26 protein-coding genes are annotated in these 26,024 nt (G+C 61.0%); 8 read left to right on the top strand and 18 right to left on the bottom strand.

All coding sequences use genetic code 11. The features are described 5' to 3' along the window. Nucleotides 1-17: 17 nt before the first annotated feature. Complete coding sequence (locus PVA39_RS13425) at nt 18-665, top strand: YecA/YgfB family protein (RefSeq protein WP_274124472.1); 648 nt, start codon at nt 18-20, stop codon at nt 663-665. 109 nt (nt 666-774) lie between these two features. Here the strand turns inward: PVA39_RS13425 and PVA39_RS13420 are convergent, their stop codons facing one another. The 5 genes from PVA39_RS13420 to PVA39_RS13400 form a co-directional block, all read right to left on the bottom strand. Next, nucleotides 775-1,596: an HDOD domain-containing protein gene (locus tag PVA39_RS13420; protein ID WP_274124471.1), complete on the bottom strand. Its 822-nt coding sequence runs from the start codon at nt 1,594-1,596 to the stop codon at nt 775-777. Between the two features lie 118 nt (nt 1,597-1,714). Further along, entirely contained in the window at nt 1,715-2,749 is a 1,035-nt protein-coding gene (locus PVA39_RS13415) for a GGDEF domain-containing protein (protein ID WP_274124470.1), read from the bottom strand. Nucleotides 2,750-3,039: 290 nt separating this feature from the next. Continuing rightward, nucleotides 3,040-4,128, bottom strand: coding sequence for an SMP-30/gluconolactonase/LRE family protein (locus PVA39_RS13410; protein ID WP_274124469.1), 1,089 nt, complete (start codon nt 4,126-4,128; stop codon nt 3,040-3,042). A gap of 236 nt (nt 4,129-4,364) precedes the next feature. Further along, on the bottom strand, nt 4,365-4,712 hold the full coding sequence (locus PVA39_RS13405; RefSeq protein ID WP_027904635.1) for a cupin domain-containing protein: 348 nt from the start codon (nt 4,710-4,712) through the stop codon (nt 4,365-4,367). A gap of 94 nt (nt 4,713-4,806) precedes the next feature. After that, complete coding sequence (locus PVA39_RS13400) at nt 4,807-5,664, bottom strand: DMT family transporter (protein ID WP_274124468.1); 858 nt, start codon at nt 5,662-5,664, stop codon at nt 4,807-4,809. A 266-nt stretch (nt 5,665-5,930) separates the two neighbouring features. Between PVA39_RS13400 and PVA39_RS13395 the strand changes: the two genes are divergently transcribed. Then, nucleotides 5,931-6,629 carry a DUF2076 domain-containing protein gene (locus tag PVA39_RS13395; protein WP_274124467.1) on the top strand — a complete coding sequence of 233 codons (699 nt, stop codon included), beginning with the start codon at nt 5,931-5,933 and terminating at the stop codon, nt 6,627-6,629. Between the two features lie 18 nt (nt 6,630-6,647). On the opposite strand, the gene PVA39_RS13390 is transcribed toward PVA39_RS13395, so the two are convergent. Both PVA39_RS13390 and PVA39_RS13385 read right to left on the bottom strand, forming a co-directional pair. Continuing rightward, complete coding sequence (locus PVA39_RS13390) at nt 6,648-7,820, bottom strand: GGDEF domain-containing protein (protein ID WP_274124466.1); 1,173 nt, start codon at nt 7,818-7,820, stop codon at nt 6,648-6,650. 109 nt (nt 7,821-7,929) lie between these two features. Continuing rightward, complete coding sequence (locus tag PVA39_RS13385; RefSeq protein ID WP_274124465.1) at nt 7,930-8,592, bottom strand: ion channel; 663 nt, start codon at nt 8,590-8,592, stop codon at nt 7,930-7,932. 239 nt (nt 8,593-8,831) lie between these two features. On the opposite strand from PVA39_RS13385, the gene PVA39_RS13380 reads away from it, so the two are divergent. Continuing rightward, complete coding sequence (locus PVA39_RS13380; protein WP_274124464.1) at nt 8,832-9,575, top strand: class I SAM-dependent DNA methyltransferase; 744 nt, start codon at nt 8,832-8,834, stop codon at nt 9,573-9,575. Between the two features lie 130 nt (nt 9,576-9,705). Here PVA39_RS13380 and PVA39_RS13375 read toward each other — a convergent pair whose 3' ends face one another. The 3 genes from PVA39_RS13375 to PVA39_RS13365 form a co-directional block, all read right to left on the bottom strand. Further along, on the bottom strand, nt 9,706-10,365 hold the full coding sequence (locus PVA39_RS13375; RefSeq protein ID WP_274124463.1) for a hypothetical protein: 660 nt from the start codon (nt 10,363-10,365) through the stop codon (nt 9,706-9,708). Continuing rightward, nucleotides 10,322-11,068: a hypothetical protein gene (locus PVA39_RS13370; protein WP_274124462.1), complete on the bottom strand. Its 747-nt coding sequence runs from the start codon at nt 11,066-11,068 to the stop codon at nt 10,322-10,324. Before PVA39_RS13370 ends, PVA39_RS13375 begins: the two co-directional genes overlap by 44 nt. A gap of 97 nt (nt 11,069-11,165) precedes the next feature. Continuing rightward, on the bottom strand, nt 11,166-11,858 hold the full coding sequence (locus tag PVA39_RS13365; RefSeq protein WP_274124461.1) for a GNAT family N-acetyltransferase: 693 nt from the start codon (nt 11,856-11,858) through the stop codon (nt 11,166-11,168). A 155-nt stretch (nt 11,859-12,013) separates the two neighbouring features. Here PVA39_RS13365 and PVA39_RS13360 point away from each other — a divergent pair, with 155 nt between their 5' ends. Continuing rightward, nucleotides 12,014-12,220 carry a hypothetical protein gene (locus PVA39_RS13360; protein ID WP_274124460.1) on the top strand — a complete coding sequence of 69 codons (207 nt, stop codon included), beginning with the start codon at nt 12,014-12,016 and terminating at the stop codon, nt 12,218-12,220. Next, the gene (locus PVA39_RS13355) at nt 12,204-12,404 is read left to right on the top strand and encodes a DUF1289 domain-containing protein (protein ID WP_274124459.1); all 201 of its coding nucleotides are present in this window, start codon (nt 12,204-12,206) and stop codon (nt 12,402-12,404) included. The genes PVA39_RS13360 and PVA39_RS13355 overlap by 17 nt, the downstream gene beginning before the upstream one ends. Before the next feature lie 160 nt (nt 12,405-12,564). On the opposite strand, the gene PVA39_RS13350 is transcribed toward PVA39_RS13355, so the two are convergent. Further along, nucleotides 12,565-13,242 (bottom strand): helix-turn-helix transcriptional regulator, encoded by a 678-nt coding sequence (locus tag PVA39_RS13350; protein WP_274124458.1) that lies wholly within the window; start codon nt 13,240-13,242, stop codon nt 12,565-12,567. Nucleotides 13,243-13,333: 91 nt separating this feature from the next. Here PVA39_RS13350 and PVA39_RS13345 point away from each other — a divergent pair, with 91 nt between their 5' ends. After that, nucleotides 13,334-13,699: a VOC family protein gene (locus PVA39_RS13345; RefSeq protein WP_274124457.1), complete on the top strand. Its 366-nt coding sequence runs from the start codon at nt 13,334-13,336 to the stop codon at nt 13,697-13,699. A gap of 228 nt (nt 13,700-13,927) precedes the next feature. Then, nucleotides 13,928-14,896, top strand: coding sequence for a tetratricopeptide repeat protein (locus PVA39_RS13340; protein ID WP_274124456.1), 969 nt, complete (start codon nt 13,928-13,930; stop codon nt 14,894-14,896). Nucleotides 14,897-15,733: 837 nt separating this feature from the next. Here the strand turns inward: PVA39_RS13340 and PVA39_RS13335 are convergent. The 7 genes from PVA39_RS13335 to minC all read right to left on the bottom strand — a co-directional run bounded on the left by PVA39_RS13335 (nt 15,734) and on the right by minC (nt 25,289). Beyond that, entirely contained in the window at nt 15,734-17,269 is a 1,536-nt protein-coding gene (locus PVA39_RS13335) for a GmrSD restriction endonuclease domain-containing protein (RefSeq protein ID WP_274124455.1), read from the bottom strand. Nucleotides 17,270-17,377: 108 nt separating this feature from the next. After that, the gene (locus PVA39_RS13330; protein WP_274124454.1) at nt 17,378-18,640 is read right to left on the bottom strand and encodes a ribonucleotide-diphosphate reductase subunit beta; all 1,263 of its coding nucleotides are present in this window, start codon (nt 18,638-18,640) and stop codon (nt 17,378-17,380) included. 173 nt (nt 18,641-18,813) lie between these two features. Next, nucleotides 18,814-21,723, bottom strand: a complete 2,910-nt coding sequence (locus PVA39_RS13325; protein WP_274124453.1) for a ribonucleoside-diphosphate reductase subunit alpha — start codon at nt 21,721-21,723, stop codon at nt 18,814-18,816. 799 nt (nt 21,724-22,522) lie between these two features. After that, on the bottom strand, nt 22,523-23,158 hold the full coding sequence (locus PVA39_RS13320) for an RluA family pseudouridine synthase (protein WP_147178023.1): 636 nt from the start codon (nt 23,156-23,158) through the stop codon (nt 22,523-22,525). A 152-nt stretch (nt 23,159-23,310) separates the two neighbouring features. After that, nucleotides 23,311-23,565 carry a cell division topological specificity factor MinE gene (gene minE, locus PVA39_RS13315; protein WP_013790888.1) on the bottom strand — a complete coding sequence of 85 codons (255 nt, stop codon included), beginning with the start codon at nt 23,563-23,565 and terminating at the stop codon, nt 23,311-23,313. After that, complete coding sequence (gene minD, locus PVA39_RS13310; protein ID WP_013790889.1) at nt 23,562-24,377, bottom strand: septum site-determining protein MinD; 816 nt, start codon at nt 24,375-24,377, stop codon at nt 23,562-23,564. Before minD ends, minE begins: the two co-directional genes overlap by 4 nt. A gap of 180 nt (nt 24,378-24,557) precedes the next feature. Next, complete coding sequence (minC, locus tag PVA39_RS13305) at nt 24,558-25,289, bottom strand: septum site-determining protein MinC (RefSeq protein WP_274124452.1); 732 nt, start codon at nt 25,287-25,289, stop codon at nt 24,558-24,560. 227 nt (nt 25,290-25,516) lie between these two features. Between minC and PVA39_RS13300 the strand changes: the two genes are divergently transcribed. Then, entirely contained in the window at nt 25,517-26,023 is a 507-nt protein-coding gene (locus PVA39_RS13300) for a GNAT family N-acetyltransferase (protein ID WP_274124451.1), read from the top strand. The last annotated feature ends 1 nt before the right edge of the window (nt 26,024 follow it).

Below are 26,024 nucleotides of genomic sequence, written 5' to 3'. Positions count from 1 at the left end.
TTCTGAGGGCGTTTGCGATGGATAACAGAGGGCTCGAAAAGCTCGATCAGTTGTTGCTCAAGTATGGCAACGACGACTCGATTCTTTCCGCCAGCGAACTGGACGGTTATTTCGCGGCCATCGTGTCCGGGCCTCGGCAGATCGACCCGGGCATCTGGTATCCGCACATCTGGGCCGAGCAGTTGCCCAAGTGGCCGACCGAGAAGGAAGGCGAGCGCTTCACCAAGCTGGCTGTCGAGCTGATGAGCGAAGCCGCCTACATGCTCGGCGAGGAGCCGGACGACTACGAGGCCATCTTCCTGGCCGATGACAATGGCAAGGGTGAAAAGCTCATCGTATCGCAGTGGTGCGCCGGTTATCTGCGCGGCGCCCAGGTGGCGGGCTGGATCGATGCGGAGCTGCCCGAGGAGCTCGAGGCTGCGCTGGCGAGCATCACGCTGCACGGCAGCGAAGAGGGTGTGGAAGCGCTCAATGCCATGTCTGATGAGCAATACGACGCCTCGGTCGCCACGGTCGAACCCGCTGCTGTTGCGCTCTATCAATACTGGCAAGAGCATCTGGAGCCCTTGCTGCCGGTGCGCCGGGACGAGGCCAAGGTTGGTCGAAACGACCCGTGCAGCTGCGGCAGTGGCAAGAAGTACAAGCAGTGCTGCATGAACGCGTGAGCGGATAGCTGGTGCGCCGCTGAGCCGTAGCTCGGGTTGAGCGCAGCGATACCCGGAAAGAGAAAGCTGTAAGGCGGGTCGCTCTATTACGACCCGCCGTGGCGCCAGGTCAGTTCAGCAGGTCGCCAAACGCTTTGTCCGCCTCCAGCACGGCGGGCAGGGCGTCGAACAGTTTGGCCAGGTCCACGCCCTCGAATAGTGGTCCTTCCAGATCCTGTTTGGCTGCATCGCTCAGACCGTGGGCCTCAAGGCTTTCTTCGACATGGATAGACTGCGCTACCAGGCGCGCATAGTGGCCGTCGCCCGGCGTCTGGGTCGGTTTGTTCTGGTAGGCAATTGCGTTCTGGATCAGCGCCGGCAATTGCCAGCGGCGTGCGAGTTCGGCGCCAACCTCTGGATAGCCGAAGCCCAGCTGCAGCGTTTCCTCAGCGGCCAGGGCCGCTGCCTCACGTTGCGGGTGGCGGTTGAGGCGGCGGGCGAAATCCGGGGCGCCGGTCTGGATCAACAGTTCGCCGATGTTATGCATCATTCCACAGGTAAAGGCGGCGTCCGGGTCTAATTTCGACTGCTTGGCCAGGGCGCGGGCGATGCTTGCCACCCTGAAGCTGCGCAGCCAGAATTTTTTCAGGTTGAAGCCGGTATCGACCTTGAAGGCGCCGGTCATGGCCGAAGCCAGTACCAGGGTACGCAGGGTGTTGAAACCCAGGCGCATGGCGGCATCTTCCACGCTGCTCGCATCCCGTGAGCCGCGAAAGCGCGCCGAGTTGGCCAGGCGCAGCACCTTGGCGGCGATCACCGGGTCACGCTCGATATTACGCGCCACGCTTTCCAGGCTGGTGGTGGGGTTGTCGAATTGCTGGATCAGGTCCTGGGCGACTTTCGGAACGGTGGGCAGGGTGTGCAACTCGGCAAACAGGCTGGCTATATCCATACGAAGCTCCTGGGTGAATCCGGGGACTATATGGAGTTTCAGCATAGTCGCGCTGATCACGCTTGCCAGGCACTGCGCCGGCTTTTTCGCTGGATCGGACGGCGTCCTGCAGACGCGGTCAGCCGAGAGCTGGTGTTTCGGCGCTCACCACTTGGTTGCGGCCGGCGCGTTTGGCGGCATAGGTGCGTTTATCCGCTGCGCTCATCAACTGGTCGAGACGTTCGCCGTCCTGGCCGAGGCTGGCCACACCGGCGCTGAGGGTCATCTGCAGGGGGGCGCCCTCCACTATCATCGGTGTGCTGGCCAGTTGCTCACGCAGCGTTTCGGCAATCGTGGCCGCCTGGGTGGCGCTGGTGTCGGGCAGCAGGGCGGCGAACTCTTCACCGCCAAGCCGGCATAGCAGGTCTGTGCTGCGCAGGCGCTGCGACAGCACGCTGGCGAAATGGCGCAGCGCCTGGTCGCCGGTTTCATGGCCGAAGCGGTCGTTGATCTGCTTGAAATGATCGATATCCAGATAAACCAGAGCCAGCGGCGACTGGTTGCGCAGCGCGTGGGCACGTTCGCGGTAAAAGATTTCGGTCAGCTTGGAGCGGTTCGCCAGGCCCGTGAGGTAGTCGGTACTGATCAGCTCGATCAGGCGTTTTTCGGTCTGGGCACGAGTGTGTTCATAGGTATGTGAGAAGACGGTGATGGCCAGGGTTGCCATGCCGATGTCGAGCAGAAAACCGATGCTGTCGCTGGGGTTCTTTTCGGTGTAGTGCTGGGTGTAGAGGTACAGGCCCAGGCTGACGAAGATCAGCGATCCGATCAGCCCCAGGCGCAGGCCAAGCAGCAGGTAGAGGATGATCGGGATGGTCTGGATCCAGGCGAATATGCCAACCGAGGTGTCTGGATTGGCCAGGGTGGCCATCATCACGCCCAGGAAAGGGATCAGATAGACGATGGTCAGGGTCTTTAGGTGCCGTGTGCGCTCCACGACCACCAGCATGTAGAGCGCCAGTGCCGTGTAGACCACCTCGATGCCCACCAGCAGCCACAGCCCGCGGGTCGCATTGAAGATCGAGAACAGTACCCCGAAACACATGGTCACCCACAGCAGGGTCTTGAACATCCTGCGTCGGGATTGATCGGTGTGATCGACTGGGGCCAGCATCGAAACGTCCTTCGGGCCGCCTTGGCACACGTGTATCACCGGCGCGTCCTGGCGATTGCGCCGTCTGGTTGGAGAGATGAGTTTGCGGGCAATTTTGCCCGAAGATGGCCACCTGCTACTAGTGGTATTTCGTTACAGGCGTGCCGCTTCGCTTTAGCGCCAGGGTCAACAGTCAGCAGCTTGAGGTTTTCTTCGAAAACGGGGAGCGAAGAGTTGAAACACAGTCCTGCGGCTGGCGTTGCACCGAGGTGGGTTGCCGATCCTGCCTGGCCAGGCAGGATCGGCGTCGTTCACACCAGCGTCGCGCCGCGGGCGTTGACGAAGATCGAATAGATCGCGTGGCTGCTGGCCATGAACAGGCGATTGCCTTTTTCACCGCCAAAGCACAGGTTGGCGCAGCGTTCCGGCAGCGCGATATGGCCGATGGCCTTGCCTTCGCTGTTGAACACCCGCACCCCATCGAGCTTTTCCGGCTCGCTTTCTGATGAGCCGTTGCTGCCCCAGCCGCACCACAGGTTGCCGAATTCATCGCACTTGATGCCGTCCAGGGCGCCGGTGTCGGTCGCCTCGATGTGCTTGCGGCGCTGGCCGAGGGTGCCGTCGTCGTTCACGGCGTAGGCCCAGACCAGGCGATTGGGCTTGGCACGCCCTTCGACGACGTACAGCGTTTTCTCGTCCGGCGAGAAGCACAGGCCATTGGGGCCGGCCAGGTCGTCGGCCACGCGGGTGACCTGGCCGCTTTCGCCATCGACACGGTAGACGCCGTGGGGCAGCTCGGGTTCGATCTTGTAGCCCTCGTAGAAATTGCCGGTCTGGAAGGGTGGGTCGGTGAACCACACCGAGCCGTCACGCTTGACCACCACGTCGTTCGGCGAGTTGAAGCGCTTGCCCTCGAATTTATCAGCCAGCACGGTGATGCGCCCGTCGTGCTCGGTACGAGTGATGCGTCGCCCAAGTTCCTGGGTGGTGGAGCCTTCGCAGGCGATCAGCCGGCCCTGGGTGTCGCGCACCAGGCCGTTGGCGTAGTTCGATGGCTGGCGGTAAACGTCCAGGCTCTGGCTGATCTCGTCCCAGCGCATGATGCGGTTGTTGGGAATGTCGCTGACCAGCAGATAACGGCCGTCACCGAACCACACCGGGCCTTCTGCCCAGCGCAGCCCATCGGCGAGTTTTTCCACGCTGGCGTTGAACAGACGCAGTTGCAGGAAGCTGTCATCGAGCGCCGTTATGGCGCTGTCGGGATAACGCAGGCCGAGTGGCTGCGCGGCGCTCGCCAGTTGTGGTAGCAGCGAGCTGACACCCGTTGCTGCAGCGGAGCAGATCAACGAAGTCTTGAGAAAGCGGCGGCGTGAGCTGCCGGGTTGCGGCGTGTCGTTCATGTCATGTCCCTTCTTGTTATTGTCGGGCCGAAACGGCGCTAACAACCTACAAGATGTACGACAACCATGAAAGATTTAATCGTACTCCAGGCGAGCATGACGACTGCCTGATTTTGCAGATGATTGATATTCGATGCTTTTTATTGGCTTGAATTGAGGTGCTAAGCGTCAAGAAAATAGTGGTCGTCTGATGACTTGTGTGCGGCCACCGCACTGACCGTGGCCGCACGGTAGGGTCAGGCGAACACGAAGTACTTGCGTACTGTCTCGACCACTTCCCAGGTGCCTTTCATGCCTGGCTCGACGACGAAGATGTCGCCGGCCTTGAGATGGATCGGTGCCATGCCGTCTGGGGTGATGATGCAATAGCCTTCCTGGAAGTGGCAGTACTCCCACTTCACGTACTCGACCCGCCATTTACCGGGTGTGCAGATCCAGGTGCCCATGATCTTGCTGCCGTCGTCGCTGGTGTAGGCGTTGAGGTTGACGGTGTGCGGGTCGCCCTCGATGCGTTCCCATTTGCAGGCATCGACCACGGGCATGGGCTGGGTGTCGCGCAGAACGGTAATCGGTTTGTTGGCCATGAACGGCTCCTGGTGTTGGACGAAGGTGGTTCACCTTAGGGGGCGAGTGGGTGGCCCGGTTGTCTGGGGTCGACATGGGCGTGTGTATTCACGCTCAGGCTGGCAGAGCGGGGCGGGCGCGCAGGGTGATGCCGGCGTGCACCACCAGCGTTGCGATCACCAGCGCACCGCCGTACAGCGTGGCCTGGGCCGGCACCTCGTTCAGGACGTACCAGACCCACAGGGTGCCCAGCACGCTTTCAAGGAGATAGAACAGCGCCACCTCGGCGGATGGCAGGTAGCGCGTCGCGCTGTTGATCAGCAGGGTGGCCACCGGCATTTGCATCAGCCCCATGATGCCCAGCGCCAGGTAGCTCGTCTGATCAAGGCCGAAGGGCTGCGCTTTGGGCAGGGCGATCAGCGCGGCGACCAGCCCGCCCAGCGCGATCAGCGGCATGCGGGCGAGGCTGGAATGGCGGCGCAGCAGGGTCAGGTTAGCGCCCAGCGCTACCGACGACAGCAGGGCATAACCGTTGCCCAGCAGATCGCTGGCGCTGAAGGAGCCGGCGAACACCAGCACGATGCCCAGCGTCGCCACGCCGATGGCCAGCCAGGTACGCACTGCCACGGCTTCTTGAAGGAAAAAGCGCGTGAACAGCGCGGCGAACAACGGCGCCGTACTGAGGATGACCACCACATTGGCAACCTTGGTGTGGATGATCGCCAGCACGAAGAACAGCGAGATCAGCGCCAGCAGCACCGCCGACACGGCACTGGGCAGCGGCTTGGCCCGCAGGCTCGCGCGGCTGTGGGCCGACAGCGAGAAGGCGCCCAGAGCGATGAACATCAGCAGCCCGCGCCAGAACACGATGCTCCAGCCATCGGCCTGTACCAGACGCACCAGCAGGCCATCGAAGCTGAGCAGCACGATACCGCTGGTGACCAGCAGCAGGCCGCGCGCTGAATCTTTCATCCCGGCTTTCCTTGTCGTTATTTAACCGTTGCCTGGATGATCGCCCCACTTTGGGGCGTTGGCCTGCCCAGACGCGCCGCCTGAGAGGGTGTTTACGACCTCGCTACGAGCCATTCAAGGCTGGCAGAACGGGCGCTACGTTTCTGCGGCCAGCCCGGAACTTGTAATTTTGCGATCCACTCCAATATCTCGTTTCAGCGGCGCCGGGCGCCGCGCGGCACCTTGAACAGGGACGTGCATTTCTCCGTGGCTCAAGCGAGGCAATCATGAATTCCGAAGAGCAAACCCTGATCGATGGCCTGTTCACTCGCCTGCAAGAGGCCGAGCACGAGGGCGGGCTGCGCGACAGCGAAGCCGAAGCGCAGATCAAGAGCCATTTGACCCGACAGCCTGCCGCGCCGTATTACATGGCCCAGGCGCTGCTGATTCAGGAAGCGGCCATCAAGCGTCTGGACCAGCGCGTGCGTGAACTGGAAGCCCAGGCTGCCGACGCCCAGCGCCAGCGTTCCGGCAGTGGTGGTTTCCTTTCCGGCCTGTTCGGCGGTGCTCAGCCAGCCAACGTGCCGCAGGCGAGCCAACGTCCAGCTGGCTGGGGGGAAACGCGCTTTTCCCAGAACACGCCTGCTGCACAAGCCGCACCGGTTGCGCCAGCGGCCATGCCCGGCGCTGCACCAACCGCCCAGGGCGGCGGCTTTATGCGTGGCGCCCTGCAAACCGCGGCGGGCGTGGCTGGCGGGGTGATGGTGGCGGATCTGCTCACCAATATGTTCCACCACAATCAGCCTCAGGAAATCGTCGAGGTGATCCGCGAAGACGCGCCCATGCAGGACAGCTTCGCCAACGGCCTGGACGACACGCCCATGGGCGACAACTTCGCTGACACGTCGTATTCCAACAGTAGCGACATCGACACCGATGCCTTCGACAGCTCGGACTTCTTCGACGATGACAGTATGTTCAGCTGAACCAGGTGCTGACGGCGCTCAACCCGCCAGCGGTTGAGCGCTGGCGGTGCGATCCACCAGCCGGATGCTGTCACGCCCGCCGCGTTTGGACGCGTACAACGCTACATCACCTTGTTCGATCAGCGCCGCCAGGCTGGCCGGCGGCTGATCGAACAGGCTGGCGCCGACGCTCAGGGTGACCGCTTCGGGCGTTGCGAAACCCTCGGCGGCAATCACCCGAAAGCGCTCGCGCAGCGCTTCGCCCAGCTCGACGATCTGCGCGGTCGAGGCGTTCTTGAGCAGAATCACGAACTCGTCACCGCCCAGGCGCGCTGCCAGCGCGCCTTCGGGCAGCGCCACACGAATCATTTCACCCAAGGCCACCAGCAGGCGATCGCCAGCCGCATGACCATGCAGGTCGTTGACCAGCTTGAAGTTGTCGATATCGATCAGCAGCAACGCGCCCGGCCTGGTGGGGGAGGCGGCATTGAGCAGGTGCGGGGCCCGGGCCTCCAGGGCGCGGCGGTTGTACATGGCGGTCAGCGGGTCGCGGGCGGCCAGGCGTTCGATGCGTTGCTCGCGGCGGATGCGCACGGTGCCGGTCATCGACAGGGCGATCAGCATCAGCGCCATCACGCCCTCGACCAGGGAAATCTGAATGATCAGGCCGTGAAACGAGGCCAGGTCGATCAGCGTGCCGGGCACCAGCACCGGAATGGCCTTGGCGATATAGAACAACCCATGGCCCAGCAATACGAACCGCAGTTGCGCGGCGCCGGCACCGAATGACTTGCCTCTGGGCCGCAGCAAGAAACTGGCCCTGATGGTGATCAGCGCGATCAGCAGCGAATTGACCAGCAGCATGGTCTTCGACCATTGCGGGCCTTCCGGTAACAGCAGCGTCGCCAGCCAGATGGCGGCGACCAGCAGCCAGGCACGCGACAGTTTAGTTTCGGTAAAGCGCGCCACACCGGCGTAGAACAGCCCGTGCGAGATGATCAGCAGGCCGTTGGCGAACCAGATGCCGATCACCAGCAGGCCACTGCTGCGTAGCAGCGCCAGGGTCGAACCGACGCTGATCAATGCGAAGCCGGCGCTCCACAACAGCAGCGCCGGCTCACGCACGGTGCGCCACTCCACCGCCAGGTACAGCGCTGCCGCCAGCGCCAGGGCAATGGTCATCGTCAACAGCGTCAGGGGATCGAGCGCCACGGGGTATCGGCCTTTCCTTGCAGTGCTGGGTTACGGTCTATCGGCTTGCGGCAGTGATGGGGCATGGCTTCGAGCATAGCCACGCTTTGTGAAAATGCAGCTAATGGCGTCAGCTGCGTTTCGGCCTGACCGTCAGGCTGATCATCCGCGTGACCACCAGGCCGATGTACATCACGCCAGCGAATTGTTCGAGCATCACCAGTGCGCGGGCAAAAGGGCGCAGCGGGATGATGTCGCTCAGGCCAACGCCCGAAAGCGTGGCGAAGCTCAGATACAGCAACTCCACCCAGGTGCGCTGTGCGTCGGGATTGATCTGTGCGCCAAAGCTGCCGGGGCTGATCAACTGGCACACCGAAAAGGCGTGGGCAAAGGCCCAGGCCAGCAAGGTGAAGGTGGCGCCGACCGCGAACAGCTCGTCGGTGCTGGCGCGCTCGTCTTCCATCATGTAGGCGATCAGGCCGCCCGCCGCGTAGAAATAGAAGCTCGATTCCAGGCCCGCCAAGAGGACCGACAGCGCTGTGTTGCTCTCGAACTCCACGGCCACGGTCAGGGCCAGGATGCACGCTGCCTGGGTAAAGGCGATCCACTGAATGGTCGGGCTGCTGCGCACCATGCGTAGCGACATCGCCAGCACCACGATGCCGAAGGCGCCGACGATGGCGCGCCCCTCGGAGAGCTGTTCCATGAAGGGGTAGAGCACGATGCCCAGCAACTGCACGAACAGCAGGCTGGCAGACGGGTAGCGGAGCAGGTAGGTGTGAGCCTTGGGCATCGACTGGGACCGAGCGAGGGGAAATATGCAGCGGGGCGCCATTTTGCCGGGCAGTCTAATGGATCGCCAGCGCGGCGTATGCTGCCATTCGGCCCTGCATGGCCTTTGGCGTGGGGCGGCCATCACGCTGGTTTATCCGCACATCGAACCGTCCATTTGGTCCTGCGAATGACCATGGGACGGGATTTCGGCTATGATCCGCCACCCTCGAAAACACCCCCCGTCATGGTCAGGTCCCGATGCCCGTCAATGCTCTCTACACGGACCTGTCCGACTACTACGATCTGATGTGCGCTGATATCGACTACCGGGCGCAAAGCGATGCCGTCCAGCGCCTGCAGCAACTGTTCGGCAACGGCGGCCTGCGCCACCTGGACCTGGCCTGCGGCACCGGGCCCCACGTGCGGCATTTTCTCGATGCGGGCTTTCAGAGCGGTGGGCTGGACATCAACCAGCCGATGCTCGACAAGGCCGCCATTCGCTGTCCCGAGGCGCACTTCGCCGTACAGGACATGTGCACGTTCAGCAGCGACGAGCCATTCGACCTGATCACCTGCTTTCTCTACTCGCTGCACTACAGCGCCACTCGCGCGCGGCTTGCCGACTGTATCGCCAGCGTGCACCGCGCCCTGCAGCCCGGCGGACTGTTCTGCTTCAACGCGGTCGACCGCACGCGCATCGACAACCGCCTGTTCGCCTCGCACGCCGTGCAGAGCGATGCCGGGCACTTCACCTTCAGCTCCGGCTGGCACTACAGCGGCGAGGGCGAGCGCCAGGCCCTGCGCTTGCGCATCGAAAAGACCGAGGGCGACGAAACCCAGACCTGGCACGACGAACACCCCATGGTCGCGGTGAGCTTCGCCGAGCTTGAGGCGCTGCTCGAGCCGCACTTCGAGGTGCATGTGCTGGAGCATGACTACCAGCGCATCCTGCCGCTCGGCGATGGAGCCGGGAATGCGCTGTTCGTCTGTGTGAAGCGCTAGCGCGCCTTTAGCGAGAACGCCTACTGATCCGTGGGAGCGGCTTCAGCCGCGATCTTTCACCGGCCTCAAGCCTGATCCGCGGCTGAAACGGCTGTCTGGGTGAGCGCCTTGGAACCCGCGCGGCACAGGTTTACCTGGCCAGCGCTGCAGAGCTGTCAGCCGCTGCACTTTTCACCTTGGCCGCCATAACAGCAGCCTGAATCGCCGCCAGGCTACGTTTCGCAGCCGGCGACTCGAACACCGCACTTTCGGCGAGCGTGTAAAGGCGCTCGCCGTTGTGCAGGGTGAATTCCACGAAGGCCAGATGCTCGGTCCACGAGCGATAGCGCCGTACCATAAACAGGCTGTGCTTCGAAGTCACAGAGCGCACGCTGCTCAGCGGGATCTGCCGGTGATCGCCTTCGCCGCCAATAACCAGTTCATCGTTGTGAATAGAGGCTGGCGCGGCCTTGCTCAACCGCCGCCATTCCAGCGCAAATCGCCAACCCATCAGCAGCAAACAGCCGCCAACCAGCAGCAGTTCGGGCAGCCGCATGGCCGATGCCTTGAACAGCAATAGGCCGCCAATCGCCACCAGAATCGCCAGGGTGATCGAGCGATAGAAATACACGCTGTGAAAATCGGGGAAGGTCAGAAAGCGGATGTCCATAGGCGATTTCCCTGGCTTGCCCGGTGTAGATAGAGGCCGATGCTGAGCATTATTTAGGTGCGCAGGAATTCTGGCTGTGCGGTATTCGTTCTTTCTGTTATCGCGTTGAAGGCTGCAGATGCTCAAGGCGCTTTGCGGCATATGCACAGCCATTGGCAGCTACAGCCTGTTTGAAATATTGAATGCCCTCCGGCGTACGTCTACCTGATAGCTGAGCGAGCATCAGGTAAATTTCAGCCAGATAATCCTCTTTCTGTCCCAACTGCGACAATGAGCGCACTGGGGGCTTTGATACGCATAACAGCTGAACTGCAGGTTGAGGGTAGTACGCTGCATAGAGCTCTATATTGGCTGCTGCTTTTTTCAGTTGCGCTACCCGGTGTGACTTGCTTTCAAAGGGACTGCATACCGCAAACTGAACCGCTGCAGGTGCAAAGCCCTGGTCAGCGCTTTTACTTAATAATTTGCAGTTGCCTTCCCTATCCCGTCGGAACGAGAACTCTGGCGAGGCGAAGCGATATTGAGCCACCGGATGGCCAAAGTCGGATGCCTCCTGCAGCTTCTCTATGACGGCGGCGAGTACCGGTCTGACAGCTTCCCTTTCTTCATCGAACTGTGCGGGATCTGCACCTGCATGCATCTTAATGGCTACAGAGTTAAGCGTTCCCTGTATTGATTCCAGCATTTTCACTGCTTCTCGATATTGGCTTTCGCCCTTTATTTGATCATCGCCCGCTATAGCTGAGCAGAGGGGTGTTACCACCAGTACGCAAGCAGCTGCATACTTCAAAGCAGGCCGTATCCTTTCCAAGACTCGAGATGGAAATCGTTCATCGTTGAACATCGTTGCTTCCTGAAGTAGGTACTGCTGCAGATTCTGACGGCTCACCTCAGCGCGTGAGTGATCCACTTCACAAAGGCGCCTTTAGTGCGTGAGCGCGTCAGTGCAGCGTCGGCGTAAGCCGCTCGGCAACCAGCTGACGCGCCTGGTGTGCCAGTTGGTCCAGGTGATAGTCGCGCTGCTTCTCGGCCTCGCTCATGGCCTTCTTGCCGTGCTGCTTGAGCAGGTAGGCGTGGATCTGCCGCACTTCGGTGGACTGAAACACCGGTGCCAAGTCTTGCACGACCACCAGGCCATCGGAGCGCTGGTCCCGGGTGTTCATCAGCACCTGCGGCCCTTGCGCGGCGAGCACCTGCAGGCCCATGGCCTCGAAGGTCGGCACCTTGCCGGCGACGCAGGCCAGCTCCTGATGCGGGTGACGCTCGCTGATGCGCTGCAGCATGGCGCGAGCGATACCGCGACGGCGATGACTGGCGGCCACCGCCATGTAGGCGAGGGTGCAGGCCTCGGCGTCGTCCTGGCTGGGCAGGTACAGGGCGAATCCCAGCACCACGGCGGGGTCCTGATCGTCCAGGGCCAGCAGCAGGTGCGTCGGGCTATCGGCTTCGCCGTTCATGGCCTGCAGGTACAGGTGCACCTCAAAGCCGATCACGTACTGGTACAGCTGGAACAGCGGGTTGCTGGGCGTCAGCGGCACCGGGCTGATATCACTGAAGTAGTCCACCACCATCTGCAGCACCTGGGCTTTGAGGGACTCGGGTGGCGGGGCGTCGAGGTGGGTGAGGGTGAACATCGGGCGGGCTCTTGGTAAAAACGGCGGGCGGCATTGTAACCCGTGGGGCCGGCGGGCGTTGGTGCCGAAGGCCTATGGGTGTGCCGTCTCGGGTAACATGGCGCCGCATCGAGCATTGATCCAGAAGGGCCTTATGGCAGCGTCGAAACGAAAATATGCAGGCATCGAGCCTGCTCGTCACCTGGATGTTCGACAGCGAAGCCAGCAAGGTGAGTGCCCTGGCCAGCGCTGACAAGGCCAGGATGCTGGCGCTGACCCAAGCCGCGTTCGAGGCCGTAGGCATCAGCGTGGCCCGCATCAATGAGCACGTGGCGTTTTCGGTCGAGCAGCCGGCAAGGGGCAAACGTGGCCAAGGACATTGAAAACCCCTGCGTGTCGCTGTGCCAGCTCAACAGTGAAATGTGCGTGAGCTGCGGGCGCACGCGGGAGGAAATCCGCAAGTGGCGGGGCATGAAGCGGCCGGAGAAGATGGCCACCGTGCAGAAGGCGGCGGCGCGGATGAAGGTGATTGCCAAGAAGAAGGGCAAGGGGCAGAAGCCCGATTGATCGTTTTCATGCTCAGTCACGTAGGGTGGATCGGGGCGCGTAGCCGACGCTCTTTCATCCACAGCGATATATCGGTGCAATGGTTTCGTTAAAGAGGGGGTTGTGGAAGGCTCGCGGAAAGGGTTTCCCTGCCCACGGTCTCGCAGCCATGGGCATCGCCTTATGGCTGTACCACCACGCCACGTTTGAGATTGTCTGACCGCCAGCGTGCCAGCAGCCAGCCACCTTGGCCGACGAAGCGCTGCGACGAGAAGCTGAGGCTGCTGATGTTAGTCAGGCGAAAATGCCGGTATTCGCCGCGCAGTTCGCACCAGGCGGCGAGAATCCTGAAACCGTCGAAATAACCGAGGGCGACGGGCTGTAGGGTACGTTGGGTCACGGCACCCTTGCTGTCGGCATAGTCGATCAGCACCTTGCGCTCGTCACGGATCGCCTCGCGCAGCAGCTCCGCGGTGGCACCATCGCTGTCGTCCTGTCCGGGGCCGGCGAATAGCGCCGCCTGTTCCAGCTGCTGCAGCGTCTGTTGACCAAGCACTGTGCGCAACTTGCCTTGTACCGTTTGCGAGGCCTGCGCCAGGGCTGGATCCGTTCTGCGCTGCACCCAGCGCAGGCCCAGTATCAGCGCCTCCAGTTCCACCTGCGTGAACATCAGCGTTGGCAGCATATAGCCGGGCTTGAGCACATAGCCGATGCCAGGCTCGCCTTGGATATCGGCGCCCTGTCGTTGCAGGGTGGCGATGTCGCGGTACAGCGTTCGCAGGCTTACCTGTAGCTCGTTGGCGAGCACCTGCCCGCTGACCGGCAGGCGTTTGCAGCGCAGTAGCTGGAGTAGATGCATCAATCGTTCGGTACGGTTCATCGGCACCATGCTGACAGGAACTGTCAGTAGTGTCGACTAGGCTGGGCCTTCATTCAAAAGGAGCCAGGCCATGAGTCATCCCAACTTGCTTATTCTCTATGTCGCCGACCCAGCGGCCAGCAGCACCTTCTACCAAGGCGTGCTGCAGCAGGCGCCCACGGACAGCTTCCCTAACTATGTGGCGTTCGCGCTGAATGACCAATTGAGCCTCGGGCTCTGGTCCCAGCAGGCTGCCAATTTTCGTTCTGCTGGCAGCGGGCACCGCTTCGAAGTCGGCTATATGGTCGAGACCGAGGCGCAAGTGGAGCAGCTCTATGCTCGCTGGCAGGCGCTTGGCGTCAGTATCGAGCAACCGCTGGCGCGTGCCGTGTTTGGCCTGACTTTCGTCGCGCTTGATCCCGATGGGCATCGTTTGCGGGTTTGCACGCGGGACTAACCGATAGGTGTAACGGAGCGCATCGCTGGCGTTCTTTTCATCCACCCTCGGTGCTGCTGCGTCTGCTTCGGGGCCAGGCTGCTGATAGGCGGGGCTTGCGCCGGCGCGGCTTGCCCGCTGCACCTGGCCCCAGCGGGCATTGCCCAAACCGGCCCAGCAGAGCCATTGCCTTGTTTGGCTTCTATACGCGCCCTTAGAATGGCCGGCCCTTGCAAGGCAGGAAACACCATGTGGTTCACGAAGAAAAAGACGCTCAGTGACGAGCAGGCGACTGCCCTCAATGAGCAGGCATGGGCCGCGTTTCGCGAGCAGGACCTGGACACCGCGCTGGAGTGCTTCCAGACCCTTGCCAAGGCGTGTCCCGCCGACCCGCGCTGGATGAACGGCGTTGGCGCGGTGAGCCTGGCGCGTGAAGATCGAGTCGGCGCCCGTCGACACTTCCAGAAGGCAGCCGAGCACGATTATCCCGGCAGCCACTACAACCTCGGCATCATGGCCTACCAGGAAGATGACCTCGACGCTGCCCGTCGATACTTCCAGAAAGCCGCCGAGCACGATTATCCCGGCAGCCATTACAACCTTGGCACCATGGCTTTTCAGGAAGGTGATCACGACGCCGCCCGTCAGTACTTCCAGAAGGCCGCCGCCGAGCACGATTGTCCCCGCAGCCATTTCTACCTTGGCAGCATGGCCTACCAAGACGGCGATTACGACGCCGCCGTCGAGCACCTCGACAACGCCGTGCGCCACGATCACCCGGAGGCCCTGAACCTGCTCGGTGATGTGCACCTGCACGCCGAGCGCTACCCGCAGGCCGAGCAGGCCTACCGGCGCGCCGCCGAGCTGGGCAATTTCGATGGCTACAACAACCTCGGCCTGCTGTATCTGCAGCTCGAGGATTACCAGCAGGCCAAGCAGGCGTTGTTGCAAGCCCTGCAATCCGACCACGTTTACGCTCAGCACAACCTGGCGGTGGCCTATCACCGCCTGGGCGAGCTGGAGGCGGCCGAGCGCTGGTACCTGATTTCCTTCTCGCAGCACGGCAACCTGCAGTCGCTGGAGAACCTTGGCCATGTGTATGGCGACAGTGGGCGTGAAGTCGAGGGGCGGGCCTTGGTCGCGGCCTCCGACAAGCTCTATGAGGATCAGCCTCTCAATGAGTATGAGCAGGCGTTGATTGACCGTTTGCTGGCCTGAATACGTAGGGTGGATCGGGCGCGTAGCCGACGCTTTTTTCATCCACCATTGCGGTGGCTGGGCGGACACTTTCTTTCGGTGTGAACTCGCCGCTTCGATGTTGCTGCCGATACCGGTTCCGCTCTTACAGCGGGTCACTTCTGGCAAGCGCCCCAGAAGTAACCAAGAGGGCTTGCCCCTGGCATCCGGCCCGCCTTCGTCGGGTTCCCTCGCTCCATCATTGCTCCAGGGGCACGCCGCGAAGGGCCATCCCTGGCCCATCGCGGCTCTCGCGGCATCCATGCCGCTCAACCCCCTCCACAACGATTCCACTCGGCCTCCTGACGGGGCGCTTGATGTCGCCTGCGAGATCGGTGACCCAGTACCAAGCAGAGCAGAATACGATCGTTCCCACGCTCTGCGTGGCAACGCCTTTGGGGACGCTCCGCGTCCAGCTTTTGGCCGGTGGCAGATATGAGTTTCAGCGTCGTACTTGGTAGTGATCGACGCAGAGCGTCGAGGGCTGCGTTACCACGCGGAGCGTGGGAACGATCAACGCTCAAACACCGCGATCCCCGAATCCCGTCAGGAGGCCGAGTGGAGGTGCTGTGGAAGGGGCGTTTGGCATGGATGCCAAACGAGGAACGATGGGCCAGGGAAGGCCCACCGTGACGACCCTCGGAGCAGTGCCGGAGCGAGGGAAGTTGAGCGTAGCGAAACCCGGATGTCGGGCGCGCTTTCTCTTTGGTTACTTTCTCTTTCGCGCGAGCAAAGAGAAAGTGACTCGCCGTAAGGGCGAAAACGGTAGGAGAGGACGACGGAGAAAATAAATCTGTCCCCTTTTTTCTGATAAGACTGTTAGCCCTTTATGCCCGTGTTACAAAATGGGTGCGTTACTTGTGCATTATTCGCGCTATTACTCCCACCATCGCGCCTGCGTTTTTTATGATCGATGGAAATGGCTTGATGAGGAACAAGCCCGCCGCATATTGCGCATTTGGATGCGGTTTGAATTAGCTCACGCATTAGAAGTCCGGACTTTACCTGTGTCGAGAACTTGGTGGCGGTGACTCCGTCGTAAGGGGTTTCACTTGGCTGTAAGTAGCTGTAAGCGGGATTTTTTATAAGCTCATTGGTTATGGATTCTTCTGTGTGGCCTTGATGGATTAGTCTGATGATATCCTCATAGAAGCTTAGTAAGTGCTTTGATCCTGAGGTCTTTGTTCCGAATTTTCTGATGATTTGGTTGAGTAGGGCTCGGTTGTTTATTAAGTATTCTTCTAGGTTTTTTCTTGCGGAAATGAATTCTGGAAGTCTTTTCTCTTGTTCTAATTTTATTGCCAGCTGAACTATTATTAGTAGCAATATTGATTGTTGTTTTCCTGTCCAGCTATAAAAGTAGACGGCGGGATGTAGGCCAAGGGATGAGCTGTGGTTGCTCAGAATTAGCTGTGTGACTCGTTTGGTTCGAGTGAGATAGTCAATGGTCTTTTGTCCATTATCATCGTCTGGAGGTGTGTATGAGTTTGTGGAGATACACACAAGGTCATATACCATTCGAAGGGCTGTGGATGAATAGACTGCTCCTCCCAGCGGAAGGTCAAGGCTTTTTATTGGGTATCTAAGCGTTGGGTCAAATATTAATTCATGGATTTCGTTTGCGAGTTTCTCAATTTTTCCTCGGGCCGATTCAGAGAAGGAAGACCAATACTTGTGCCCTGTGCCTTTGCGAATAATTGCTCTGGCTGCAATCGCATTTGGTTTGTTTCGGCTTTTTATTAATTCGAGCTCTTGCGGTGTAATCATCGCCGCCTGTTGATTTATTCGAATGAATGACGACTCCGCTTTGGTTGCGTCGCCTCGAACCCATTGTAATTGGAGAGCCAAGCTGCCGAGCCTTCTTGCTCGAGCCACAATTTCAGGATCAAAGGCATTGGGGTTCTCGATTGCCCGTTTGTGGTCTGCGTAAGAGCCTATCTCTTTATTTATTTGCTCTCTTGTTCTTTGTGCGATTTTTATCTGGTCTTCCGGGATTGAGTTGCTGAAGAAATCTTGCGACCTGCTGCCGTCTCCATAGTCATCTTGAACCCATGAGATTAGAGCGCTTAGTCTGTGCGAGCCATCAATGACGAACAATAAATCTCGGTTTTTCCACAAGATCACCGCGGGTATTAATTCCCCGTCGATAAAGGTCTTGATAAGGTTTGCTACCCTTTTCGGCTCCCATTCAGAAGTTTCTCTTTGGAAATCTGGTTTTCTTAATGCGCCATAGAAGAATGCGCTCTTCTCCAGATCCCTTACTTGGATAGTTTGCTGAATAGGGGCTTCATCGCCATCAGTTTGTACCTCGAAATCTTCGCGTTGTACTAATGCGTCCAGATTCACAGTTGACATTGTTCTGCTCCAATAAAAAGCCCCGCACTAAGCGGGGCTTCTTATTAAGCTTCAACCCCAACATCCATGGCAGGTGTTGGGTGAATCTAGCGTGATTTCAAACTGACATCAATCCCAGCTCAAAGCCCCACCAGTCTGATACTCGATCACGCGGGTCTCGAAGAAGTTCTTTTCCTTCTTGAGGTCCATGATCTCGCTCATCCATGGGAACGGGTTGGTGGTGCCTGGGTATTCTTCCTTCAGGCCGATCTGGGTCAGGCGGCGGTTGGCGATGAATTTGAGGTAGTCCTCCATCATCGCGGCGTTCATGCCCAGTACGCCGCGCGGCATGGTGTCGCGTGCGTATTCGATTTCCAGCTGGGCGCCCTGCAGGATCATCTGGGTCGCCTCGTCCTTCATGGTGGCGTCCCACAGGCTCGGGTTCTCGATCTTGATCTGGTTGATCATGTCGATGCCGAAGTTCAGGTGCATGGACTCGTCACGCAGGATGTACTGGAACTGCTCGGCGGTGCCGGTCATCTTGTTGCGGCGGCCCATGGAGAGGATCTGGGTGAAGCCGCAGTAGAAGAAGATGCCTTCGAGTACGCAGTAGTAGGCGATCAGGTTCTTGAGGAACTGGCGATCGGTTTCCGGGGTGCCGGTTTCGAACTTGGGATCGGAGATCGAGCGGGTGTACTTGAGGCCCCAGGAGGCTTTCTTCGCGACGCTCGGGATCTCGTGGTACATGTTGAAGATTTCGCCTTCATCCATGCCCAGCGATTCGATGCAGTACTGGTAGGCGTGGGTGTGGATCGCTTCCTCGAAGGCCTGGCGCAGGATGTACTGGCGGCATTCGGGGTTGGTGATCAGGCGGTACACGGCCAGTACCAGGTTGTTGGCAACCAGGCTGTCGGCGGTGGAGAAGAAGCCCAGGTTGCGCTTGACGATGCGGCGCTCGTCTTCGGTCAGGCCGTCGGCGGACTTCCAAAGGGCGATGTCCGCGGTCATGTTCACTTCCTGGGGCATCCAGTGGTTGGCACAACCATCCAGATACTTCTGCCAGGCCCAGTCGTACTTGAAGGGGACGAGCTGGTTGAGGTCGGCGCGGGCGTTGATCATCTGCTTGTCGCCGACTTCCACGCGCGCGGAGCTGCCTTCGAGCTCGTCCAGGCCTTCCTGGATGTCGAGGTCGTTGAGGGCTTGTTTGGCGCGGGCTACGGCAGCGGAGTCGCTGGCGTCGACGGCGCGAGCTTCGAGGGCGGCATTGCCGCCGACCTGGTTGAGTTTCTCCAGGCTCATGTCGGCACCGGCCTGGGCCTGTGCAGCGGTGTTCTTGGCGGGGGAGGCGGCTTCGGCGCCGTCTTCCTTGTCGAATTCATCCCAGCTCAGCATGGTGGGGCTCCTGCTCGAGAGGCCGGCGAAGGGCCGGCCTGTGTGGATTGTGGCTAATCGGTCGGTAGCTTGCGGTGCACGCAGAGCGCTACGGCTGATTATCAGAGGCCGGGGCTGTACCCCGGCTCTTGGGTTATCGGTGCCGGCTGCAGTGGCTGCAGCCGGCTAGGCCATTACTGGCAGGCTTCGCAGTCCGGCTCGTCGATGGCGCAAGCCTTCGGAACCGGAGCCGGGCCAGGGGAGGCCTGGGTGGCCGGTGCGGCAGCCGGGGCGGCGCTGAGGCCTTGGTCGCCACCACTGGACACGGCGTTGAGCTTGCCGGTGTTGATGGTGGACTTCTCGGTGCTGGTGGCGGCCAGGGCACGGAGGTAGTAGGTGGTTTTCAGGCCACGGTACCAGGCCATGCGGTAGGTCACGTCGAGCTTCTTGCCCGAAGCGCCAGCGATGTACAGGTTCAGCGATTGCGCCTGGTCGATCCACTTCTGGCGACGGCTGGCAGCATCGACGATCCACTTGGTGTCGACTTCGAAGGCGGTGGCGTACAGGTCTTTCAGGTCTTGCGGGATGCGCTCGATCTGCTGCACGGAGCCGTCGTAGTACTTCAGGTCGTTGACCATGACCGGGTCCCACAGGCCGCGGTTCTTGAGGTCGCGAACCAGGTAGGGGTTGATCACGGTGAATTCGCCGGAGAGGTTCGACTTCACGTAGAGGTTCTGGTACGTCGGCTCGATGGACTGCGACACGCCAATGATGTTGGAGATGGTCGCGGTCGGCGCGATGGCCATGATGTTCGAGTTACGAATGCCTTTCTTGACGCGCTCACGGATCGGCGCCCAGTCCAGGGTTTCGTCCAGGTTGACGTCGATGTACTTGGCGCCACGGGCTTCGATGAGGATCTGCTGGGAGTCCAGCGGCAGGATGCCCTTGCTCCACAGCGAACCGTCGAAGGTTTCGTAGGCGCCGCGCTCGTCGGCCAGGTCACAGGAAGCCTGGATGGCGTAGTAGCTGATCGCTTCCATTGAGCGGTCGGCGAACTCCACCGCGGCGTCGGAGCCGTAGGCGATGTGCTGCAGGTACAGGGCGTCCTGGAAGCCCATCAGGCCGAGGCCGACCGGACGGTGCTTGAGGTTGGAGTTACGGGCCTGCGGCACGCTGTAGTAGTTGATGTCGATGACGTTGTCGAGCATGCGCACGGCGGTCTTCACGGTGCGGCCGAGCTTGGCGGTGTCCAGCTTGCCGTCGACGATGTGGTTGACCATGTTGATCGAGCCCAGGTTGCAGACCGCGATCTCGTCCTTGTTGGTGTTCAGGGTGATCTCGGTGCACAGGTTGGAGCTGTGGACCACGCCCACGTGCTGTTGCGGGCTGCGCAGGTTGCATGGGTCCTTGAAGGTCAGCCACGGGTGGCCGGTCTCGAACAGCATCGAGAGCATCTTGCGCCACAGGTCTTTGGCCTGGATGGTCTTGTACAGCTTGATCTTGCCGTACTCGATCAGGGCTTCGTAGTACTCGTAGCGCTCTTCGAAGGCCTTGCCGGTCAGGTCGTGCAGGTCCGGCGTTTCGCTCGGGCTGAACAGGGTCCACTTGCCGTCTTCGAAGACGCGCTTCATGAACAGGTCCGGAATCCAGTTGGCGGTGTTCATGTCGTGGGTACGACGACGGTCGTCACCGGTGTTCTTGCGCAGCTCGAGGAATTCCTCGATGTCCATGTGCCAGGTTTCCAGGTAGGCGCAGACCGCGCCCTTGCGCTTGCCGCCCTGGTTGACCGCCACGGCGGTGTCGTTGACCACTTTGAGGAAGGGCACGACGCCCTGGGATTTGCCGTTGGTGCCCTTGATGTAGGAGCCCAGCGCGCGCACCGGGGTCCAGTCGTTGCCCAGGCCGCCGGCGAATTTGCTCAGCATGGCGTTGTCGTGGATGGCGCCGTAGATGCCCGACAGGTCGTCCGGCACGGTGGTCAGATAGCACGACGACAGCTGCGGGCGCAGGGTGCCGGCGTTGAACAGGGTCGGAGTCGACGCCATGTAGTCGAACGAGGAGAGCAGGTTGTAGAACTCGATCGCACGCTCTTCACGGTTCTTCGGCTCTTCGATGGCCAGGCCCATGGCCACGCGCATGAAGAACACCTGGGGCAGCTCGAAGCGCACGCCATCCTTGTGGATGAAGTAGCGGTCGAACAGGGTCTGCAGGCCCAGGTAGGTGAACTGCTGGTCGCGCTCGTGGTTCAGCGCCTTGCCCAGCTTCTCCAGGTCGTATTCCTTGAGTTTCGGGTCGAGCAGCTCGAACTTCGCACCGGCTTCGACGTAGGCCGGCAGGGCCTTGGCGTACAGCTCGGCCATCTCGTGGTGAGTAGCGCTGGTGGCGATGCCCAGGAAGCCCAGGGCCTCGGCGCGGATGTTGTCCATCAGCAGGCGGGCGGTGACGTAGCTGTAGTTCGGCTCGCGCTCGACCAGAGTACGGGCGGTCATCACCAGGGCGGTGTTGACGTCCTTCTGGTTCACGCCGTCGTACAGGTTCTTCAGGGTTTCTTTCTGGATCAGCGCGCCGTCGACTTCCAGCAGGCCTTCGCAGGCTTCGGAAATGATGGTGTTCAGGCGGCCCATGTCCAGCGGCTCGAGGCTGCCGTCGGCGAGGGTGACGCGGATGCTCGGGTGCGGCTCGGCAATGGCGCTGCCGGCGTCGGCGTTCTTGCGCTTGTTGGCCTGGGCTTCGCGGTAGATCACGTAGTCGCGGGCAACTTTCTGCTCGCCAGCGCGCATCAGGGCCAGCTCAACCTGGTCCTGGATCTCTTCGATGTGGATGGTGCCGCCGGACGGCATGCGGCGCTTGAAGGTCGCGGTGACCTGCTCGGTCAGGCGCGCGACGGTGTCATGGATGCGCGACGAAGCGGCGGCGTTGCCACCTTCCACTGCGAGAAACGCCTTGGTGATGGCCACGGTGATCTTGTCACCGGTGTAAGGCACCACGGTGCCGTTACGCTTGATCACACGCAGTTGGCCCGGCGCGGTAGCGGCCAGATCCTGAGGGGCGTCGCCCTGAGGCACATTGGCCTGAGGGTTCTCACGAGTGGTGTCGGTGTGCATGAAGGTCTCCATGATCAATGAAATTTTCGGGTTGTAGCATTCCGTCGCTGATCGACGTGGTACCTGGCTTTCATTCCAATCGACAAAGCCTGCGCCTGCACGAGGTGGGCAGCAGGGTGTTGCAAAAAGGCGGTGATGGACCGGCTGGCGTGCGGCTCAGCGGCGGTCGGTACTGTTCGATTGCCGGAACGCTTCATCCCTGGCGTTAACTGGTGCTTCCTGCTGCAAGCGGCCACTAGATGTAGTGTGGGCGCAGCCTCTGGTGTTGCGTGTGGCACGAACGATCGGCTCGTTCGCTGCCGCTGTATCCGAGTTGCCGCCACCCTGGCAAAAAAGGGCTTGGGCCATGGACTTCATCAGCACATTTGTGCTTGGGTCCATTTTGGCCAGAAACCCAACATATAGGGGTCTGGCGAACTGGGGATACAAGATAGTGCGGTGTGGGCAGCAAGGCAAGCCCTTTGGGTTGTGGATAAATCTGTGGGTTATGCCGGGGTAAGTGGCGCAAATGCCCATGGTTGCTGGGGCTCGCGCAAGGCTGGGCATTTATGTCGCAGGTAGATTTTTTTAGGGCTTTTGCCGGGTGGTTTCTCAGGTTCGCATAAACACAAGATATGGGGTTATTTACTGAACTTTTTGGTCAATGTGCCACCACGACTTATGTGTTCTATTTAAGTGCTTCGGCGTGACCGTTGGTCGCTCGACTAAGTGCATTTCCCCCGTGGGAGCAGGCGGGATGCCCAGGCCATGCCCGTGATGCTTTCGCGGGCATTGAGTTGCCCTGGCTGGCGGGTGCTTATCAGAACGGTGCCGGGCACTCGAAGCGCAGGCGCTCGCCGCTTTGCGGGTGGGTGAGGGTGAGCATGCTGGCGTGCAGGCACAGGCGCGGGTAGGCGGCCAGGGCTCGTTCGTGGGCATACAGGCCATCGCCGAGCAGTGGGTGACCGATGGACAGCATGTGCACACGCAGCTGGTGGGAGCGGCCGGTGATCGGCGTCAGCTCGACACGGGCGTGTTCGGCGTGGCGTTCCAGTACGCGCCAGAAGGTCAGGGCGTGCTTGCCGTGTTCGTGGCAGACCACGTGGCGCGGCTTGGTCGGCGGGTCGTAGCGCAGGGGCAGGTCGATGCTACCGCTGTCGCCTTCGGGCGAGCCCCAGCACAGTGCGGTGTAGGCCTTTTCGGTTTCGCGGTCGTGAAACTGGCGCGACAGCTCGCGGTGGCTGTCGGCATCACGCGCCAGCACGATCAGCCCCGAGGTTTCCCAGTCCAGGCGATGCACGATGCGCGCCTCAGGGTAGCCGTTTTCCTGCAGGCGGGTGACCAGGCAATCCTTGTTGTCCTCGGCGCGGCCGGGCACCGAGAGCAGCAGGGTGGGCTTGTTGATCACCAGCAGGGCGGCATCCTGGTGGACGATTTCGATTTGGCTGAGCGGCATAGGCGTGTACAGATTCTGTGGGAGCGGATTCATCCGCGATGCGCTTGGCCTATAAGAACTCGCGGATAAATCCGCTCCCACAGGCAGGCTTGTGACAGCAAAATGGCGGCCACCAGGGCCGCCATCTCGTTCAGGCTTCGTTGCTGGTTCGTTTAACGATCCGGCAGGGTGATGTTCAATTCCAGAATCGAGCAGCTGCCCTGGTTTTCCAGGGCGACCTGCACCTGATCCGAATCGATGGCGACGTACTTGCGGATCACCTCGACCAGCTCCTGCTGCAGGGCAGGCAGGTAGTCGGGCTGGGTGCGCTGGCCACGTTCGTGGGCAACGATGATCTGCAGGCGCTCTTTGGCGATGGAGGCTGTGGTTTCCTTCTTGCGCGAACGCAAGAAGTCGAAAATATTCATTCGCGACCTCCGAATAGGCGTTGCAGGAAGCCCTGCTTCTTAACATCGAGGAAGCGGTGCGCCACTTCCTTGCCGAGCAGGCGATCCACGGCGTCGCTGTACGCCTGGCCGGCATCGCTCTGGTCATCGAGGATCACCGGCACGCCCTGGTTGGAAGCCTTGAGCACCGCCTGGGATTCGGGGATCACGCCGAGCAGGCGGATGGCGAGGATTTCCTCGACGTCTTCCACGCCGAGCATTTCGCCTTTGGTGACACGCTCCGGATTGTAGCGGGTCAGCAGCAGGTGTTCCTTGATCGGCTCGCCGCCCTGTTCGGCGCGGCGCGACTTGCTGGCCAAGAGGCCCAGCATGCGGTCCGAGTCACGTACCGAGGAAACTTCCGGGTTGGTGACCACGATGGCTTCGTCGGCGAAGTACATGGCCAGGTGGGCGCCTTTCTCGATACCGGCCGGCGAGTCGCAGACCACGTATTCGAAGTTCTGCGACAGCTCGGCGATGACCTTCTCGACGCCTTCCTGGGTCAGGGCATCCTTGTCACGGGTCTGGCTGGCGGCCAGCACGTAGAGGTTCTCGAGACGCTTGTCCTTGATCAGGGCCTGGGTGAGGGTGGCTTCGCCATTGACGACGTTGACGAAGTCGTAAACCACGCGGCGTTCGCAGCCCATGATCAGGTCGAGGTTACGCAGGCCGACGTCGAAGTCGACGATGACGGTCTTGTGGCCGCGCAAAGCGAGACCGGTACCGATGGCAGCGCTGGTGGTGGTTTTACCGACGCCACCTTTGCCGGAAGTGACTACGAGGATCTTGGCCAAGGTGATTCACCCTAAAAATGAATAAAAGCAGGAACCTGCCGCTATTGGCGGTCTGTCGAAAGAATCGCTCGGCTGCGGCGTGCGTGATGCTCGCCAGGGGTGACCGATGATTGTTTTGACAGCCCGCCCAGAGGCGTTCGAGGGCCCTGTGTGACAGTTAAAAGTGCCGGGCAGTATCCGTTAAAGACGGGTGATGTTCAACACGTCGCCCATCAGGCTGACCTGCACGGCGCGGCCCCAGTTCGGGTCGCGGCGCAGGTCTTCGGCAACCTTGTATTGGCCGGCGATGGAGAGCAGTTCGGCGCCCATCTGCTGGCAGAAAATTCGTGCTTGCCGGTTGCCCTTGACGCCGGCCAATGCCCGGCCACGCATTGGCGCGTAGACATGGATGTTGCCGTCGGCGAGAAGTTCCGCACCGGCACTCACCGGGGCCAGCACCACCAGGTCGCAGCCCTGGGCGTAAATCTGCTGGCCGCCGCGCACTGGGCTGGTGATGACGCGGGTCGGCTTGACCTCGGGTTCCACCGGCTTGGGCGGCTCGACCGGTTTGGGCGCCGGGTCGATGACCCGCTCGCGGGCTCCGGACGGCGGCAGTACCGGCAGATCCAGAGCATTGGCGGCGGCGATGTCTTCCTCGCGGCTGGCGCGAACGGCCAGTGTGCGCAGACCGTGTTTGTGGCACAGGGCCATGAGCTCGCCAAGATCGAGATCACCTTCCTCGCGCGGCAGTTTGTCGAGGGCCAGGACCAGCGGCGTATTGCTGAAGAAGTTGGGCGCCTGGGCGACCTTCTCGGCGAGTTGCGCATCGAGGCGGGCCAGGTCGTTGTGCGCCAGCTCCATCACGGTGATGGCCAGCATGCTGCCTTTGAGCTGGAACACGGGGTCTTGGTCGAGGAGATCAGCTTGGCTCATGGTCTGCCTGATGGGCCTTGGAAAATTAGCGGGACTTATAACGAGAACGGCGGCGGGGCTCAAGGACAAATGTCGCGCCGATTCCCGTCGCCAGGCTTGCAGTGACAAGCTGGCGGGCCATTGGTGCCCCAGCTGCCTGCAATGTGCGTGTGCTTGTGCGGCGCTAGAGGCGCGCGCTATGTTGCGCAGCCTTTCAAGGCAGGCGTTTGGCTGCTTCAGGTTCAACGATGACGACTTCCCGCATAGAGATAGCCCGAGCCAGCACAGCGGACATCGACGAGGCGATTCGTTTCGTGATGGCAGCCCGCGCCGAGATCTTCCCGATGCTCGATAACAGCGTGCTACCGACCGACCTGCAGCGTTTTGCCGAGACTTACGTGCAGGGCGAGGCGGGCGCTTTCTGGCTGGCACGCTGCGCAGGCGACATCGTCGCGGCCGTGGGCTACTTGCCATACGACCACCGCTTCGCCCAGCTCGACTACCGGGGCGTGCGCACGGTGGAGATCGTGCGGCTGTTCGTGGCACCGGCCTTGAGACGCACTGGCCTGGCCGCACGGCTATGTCGTCACCTGCGCGAGCACGCCGTCAGCCAGGGCGTAGAAATGCTCTACCTGCACACCCATCCCTTTTTGCCGGGCGCCGTCCGTTTTTGGGAGCGGCAGGATTTCGAGGTACTGGATGTCGAAGCCGATCCAGTCTGGCAAACCACGCACATGCAGCTCGCCTTGCGCTAGC

It is taken from the genome of Pseudomonas sp. CNPSo 3701, assembly GCF_028674975.1.
Lineage (GTDB): Bacteria > Pseudomonadota > Gammaproteobacteria > Pseudomonadales > Pseudomonadaceae > Aquipseudomonas > Aquipseudomonas straminea.
The sequence above is the reverse complement of the archived record's forward strand: the minus strand, read 5'-3'. Positions and strand labels throughout refer to the sequence as shown.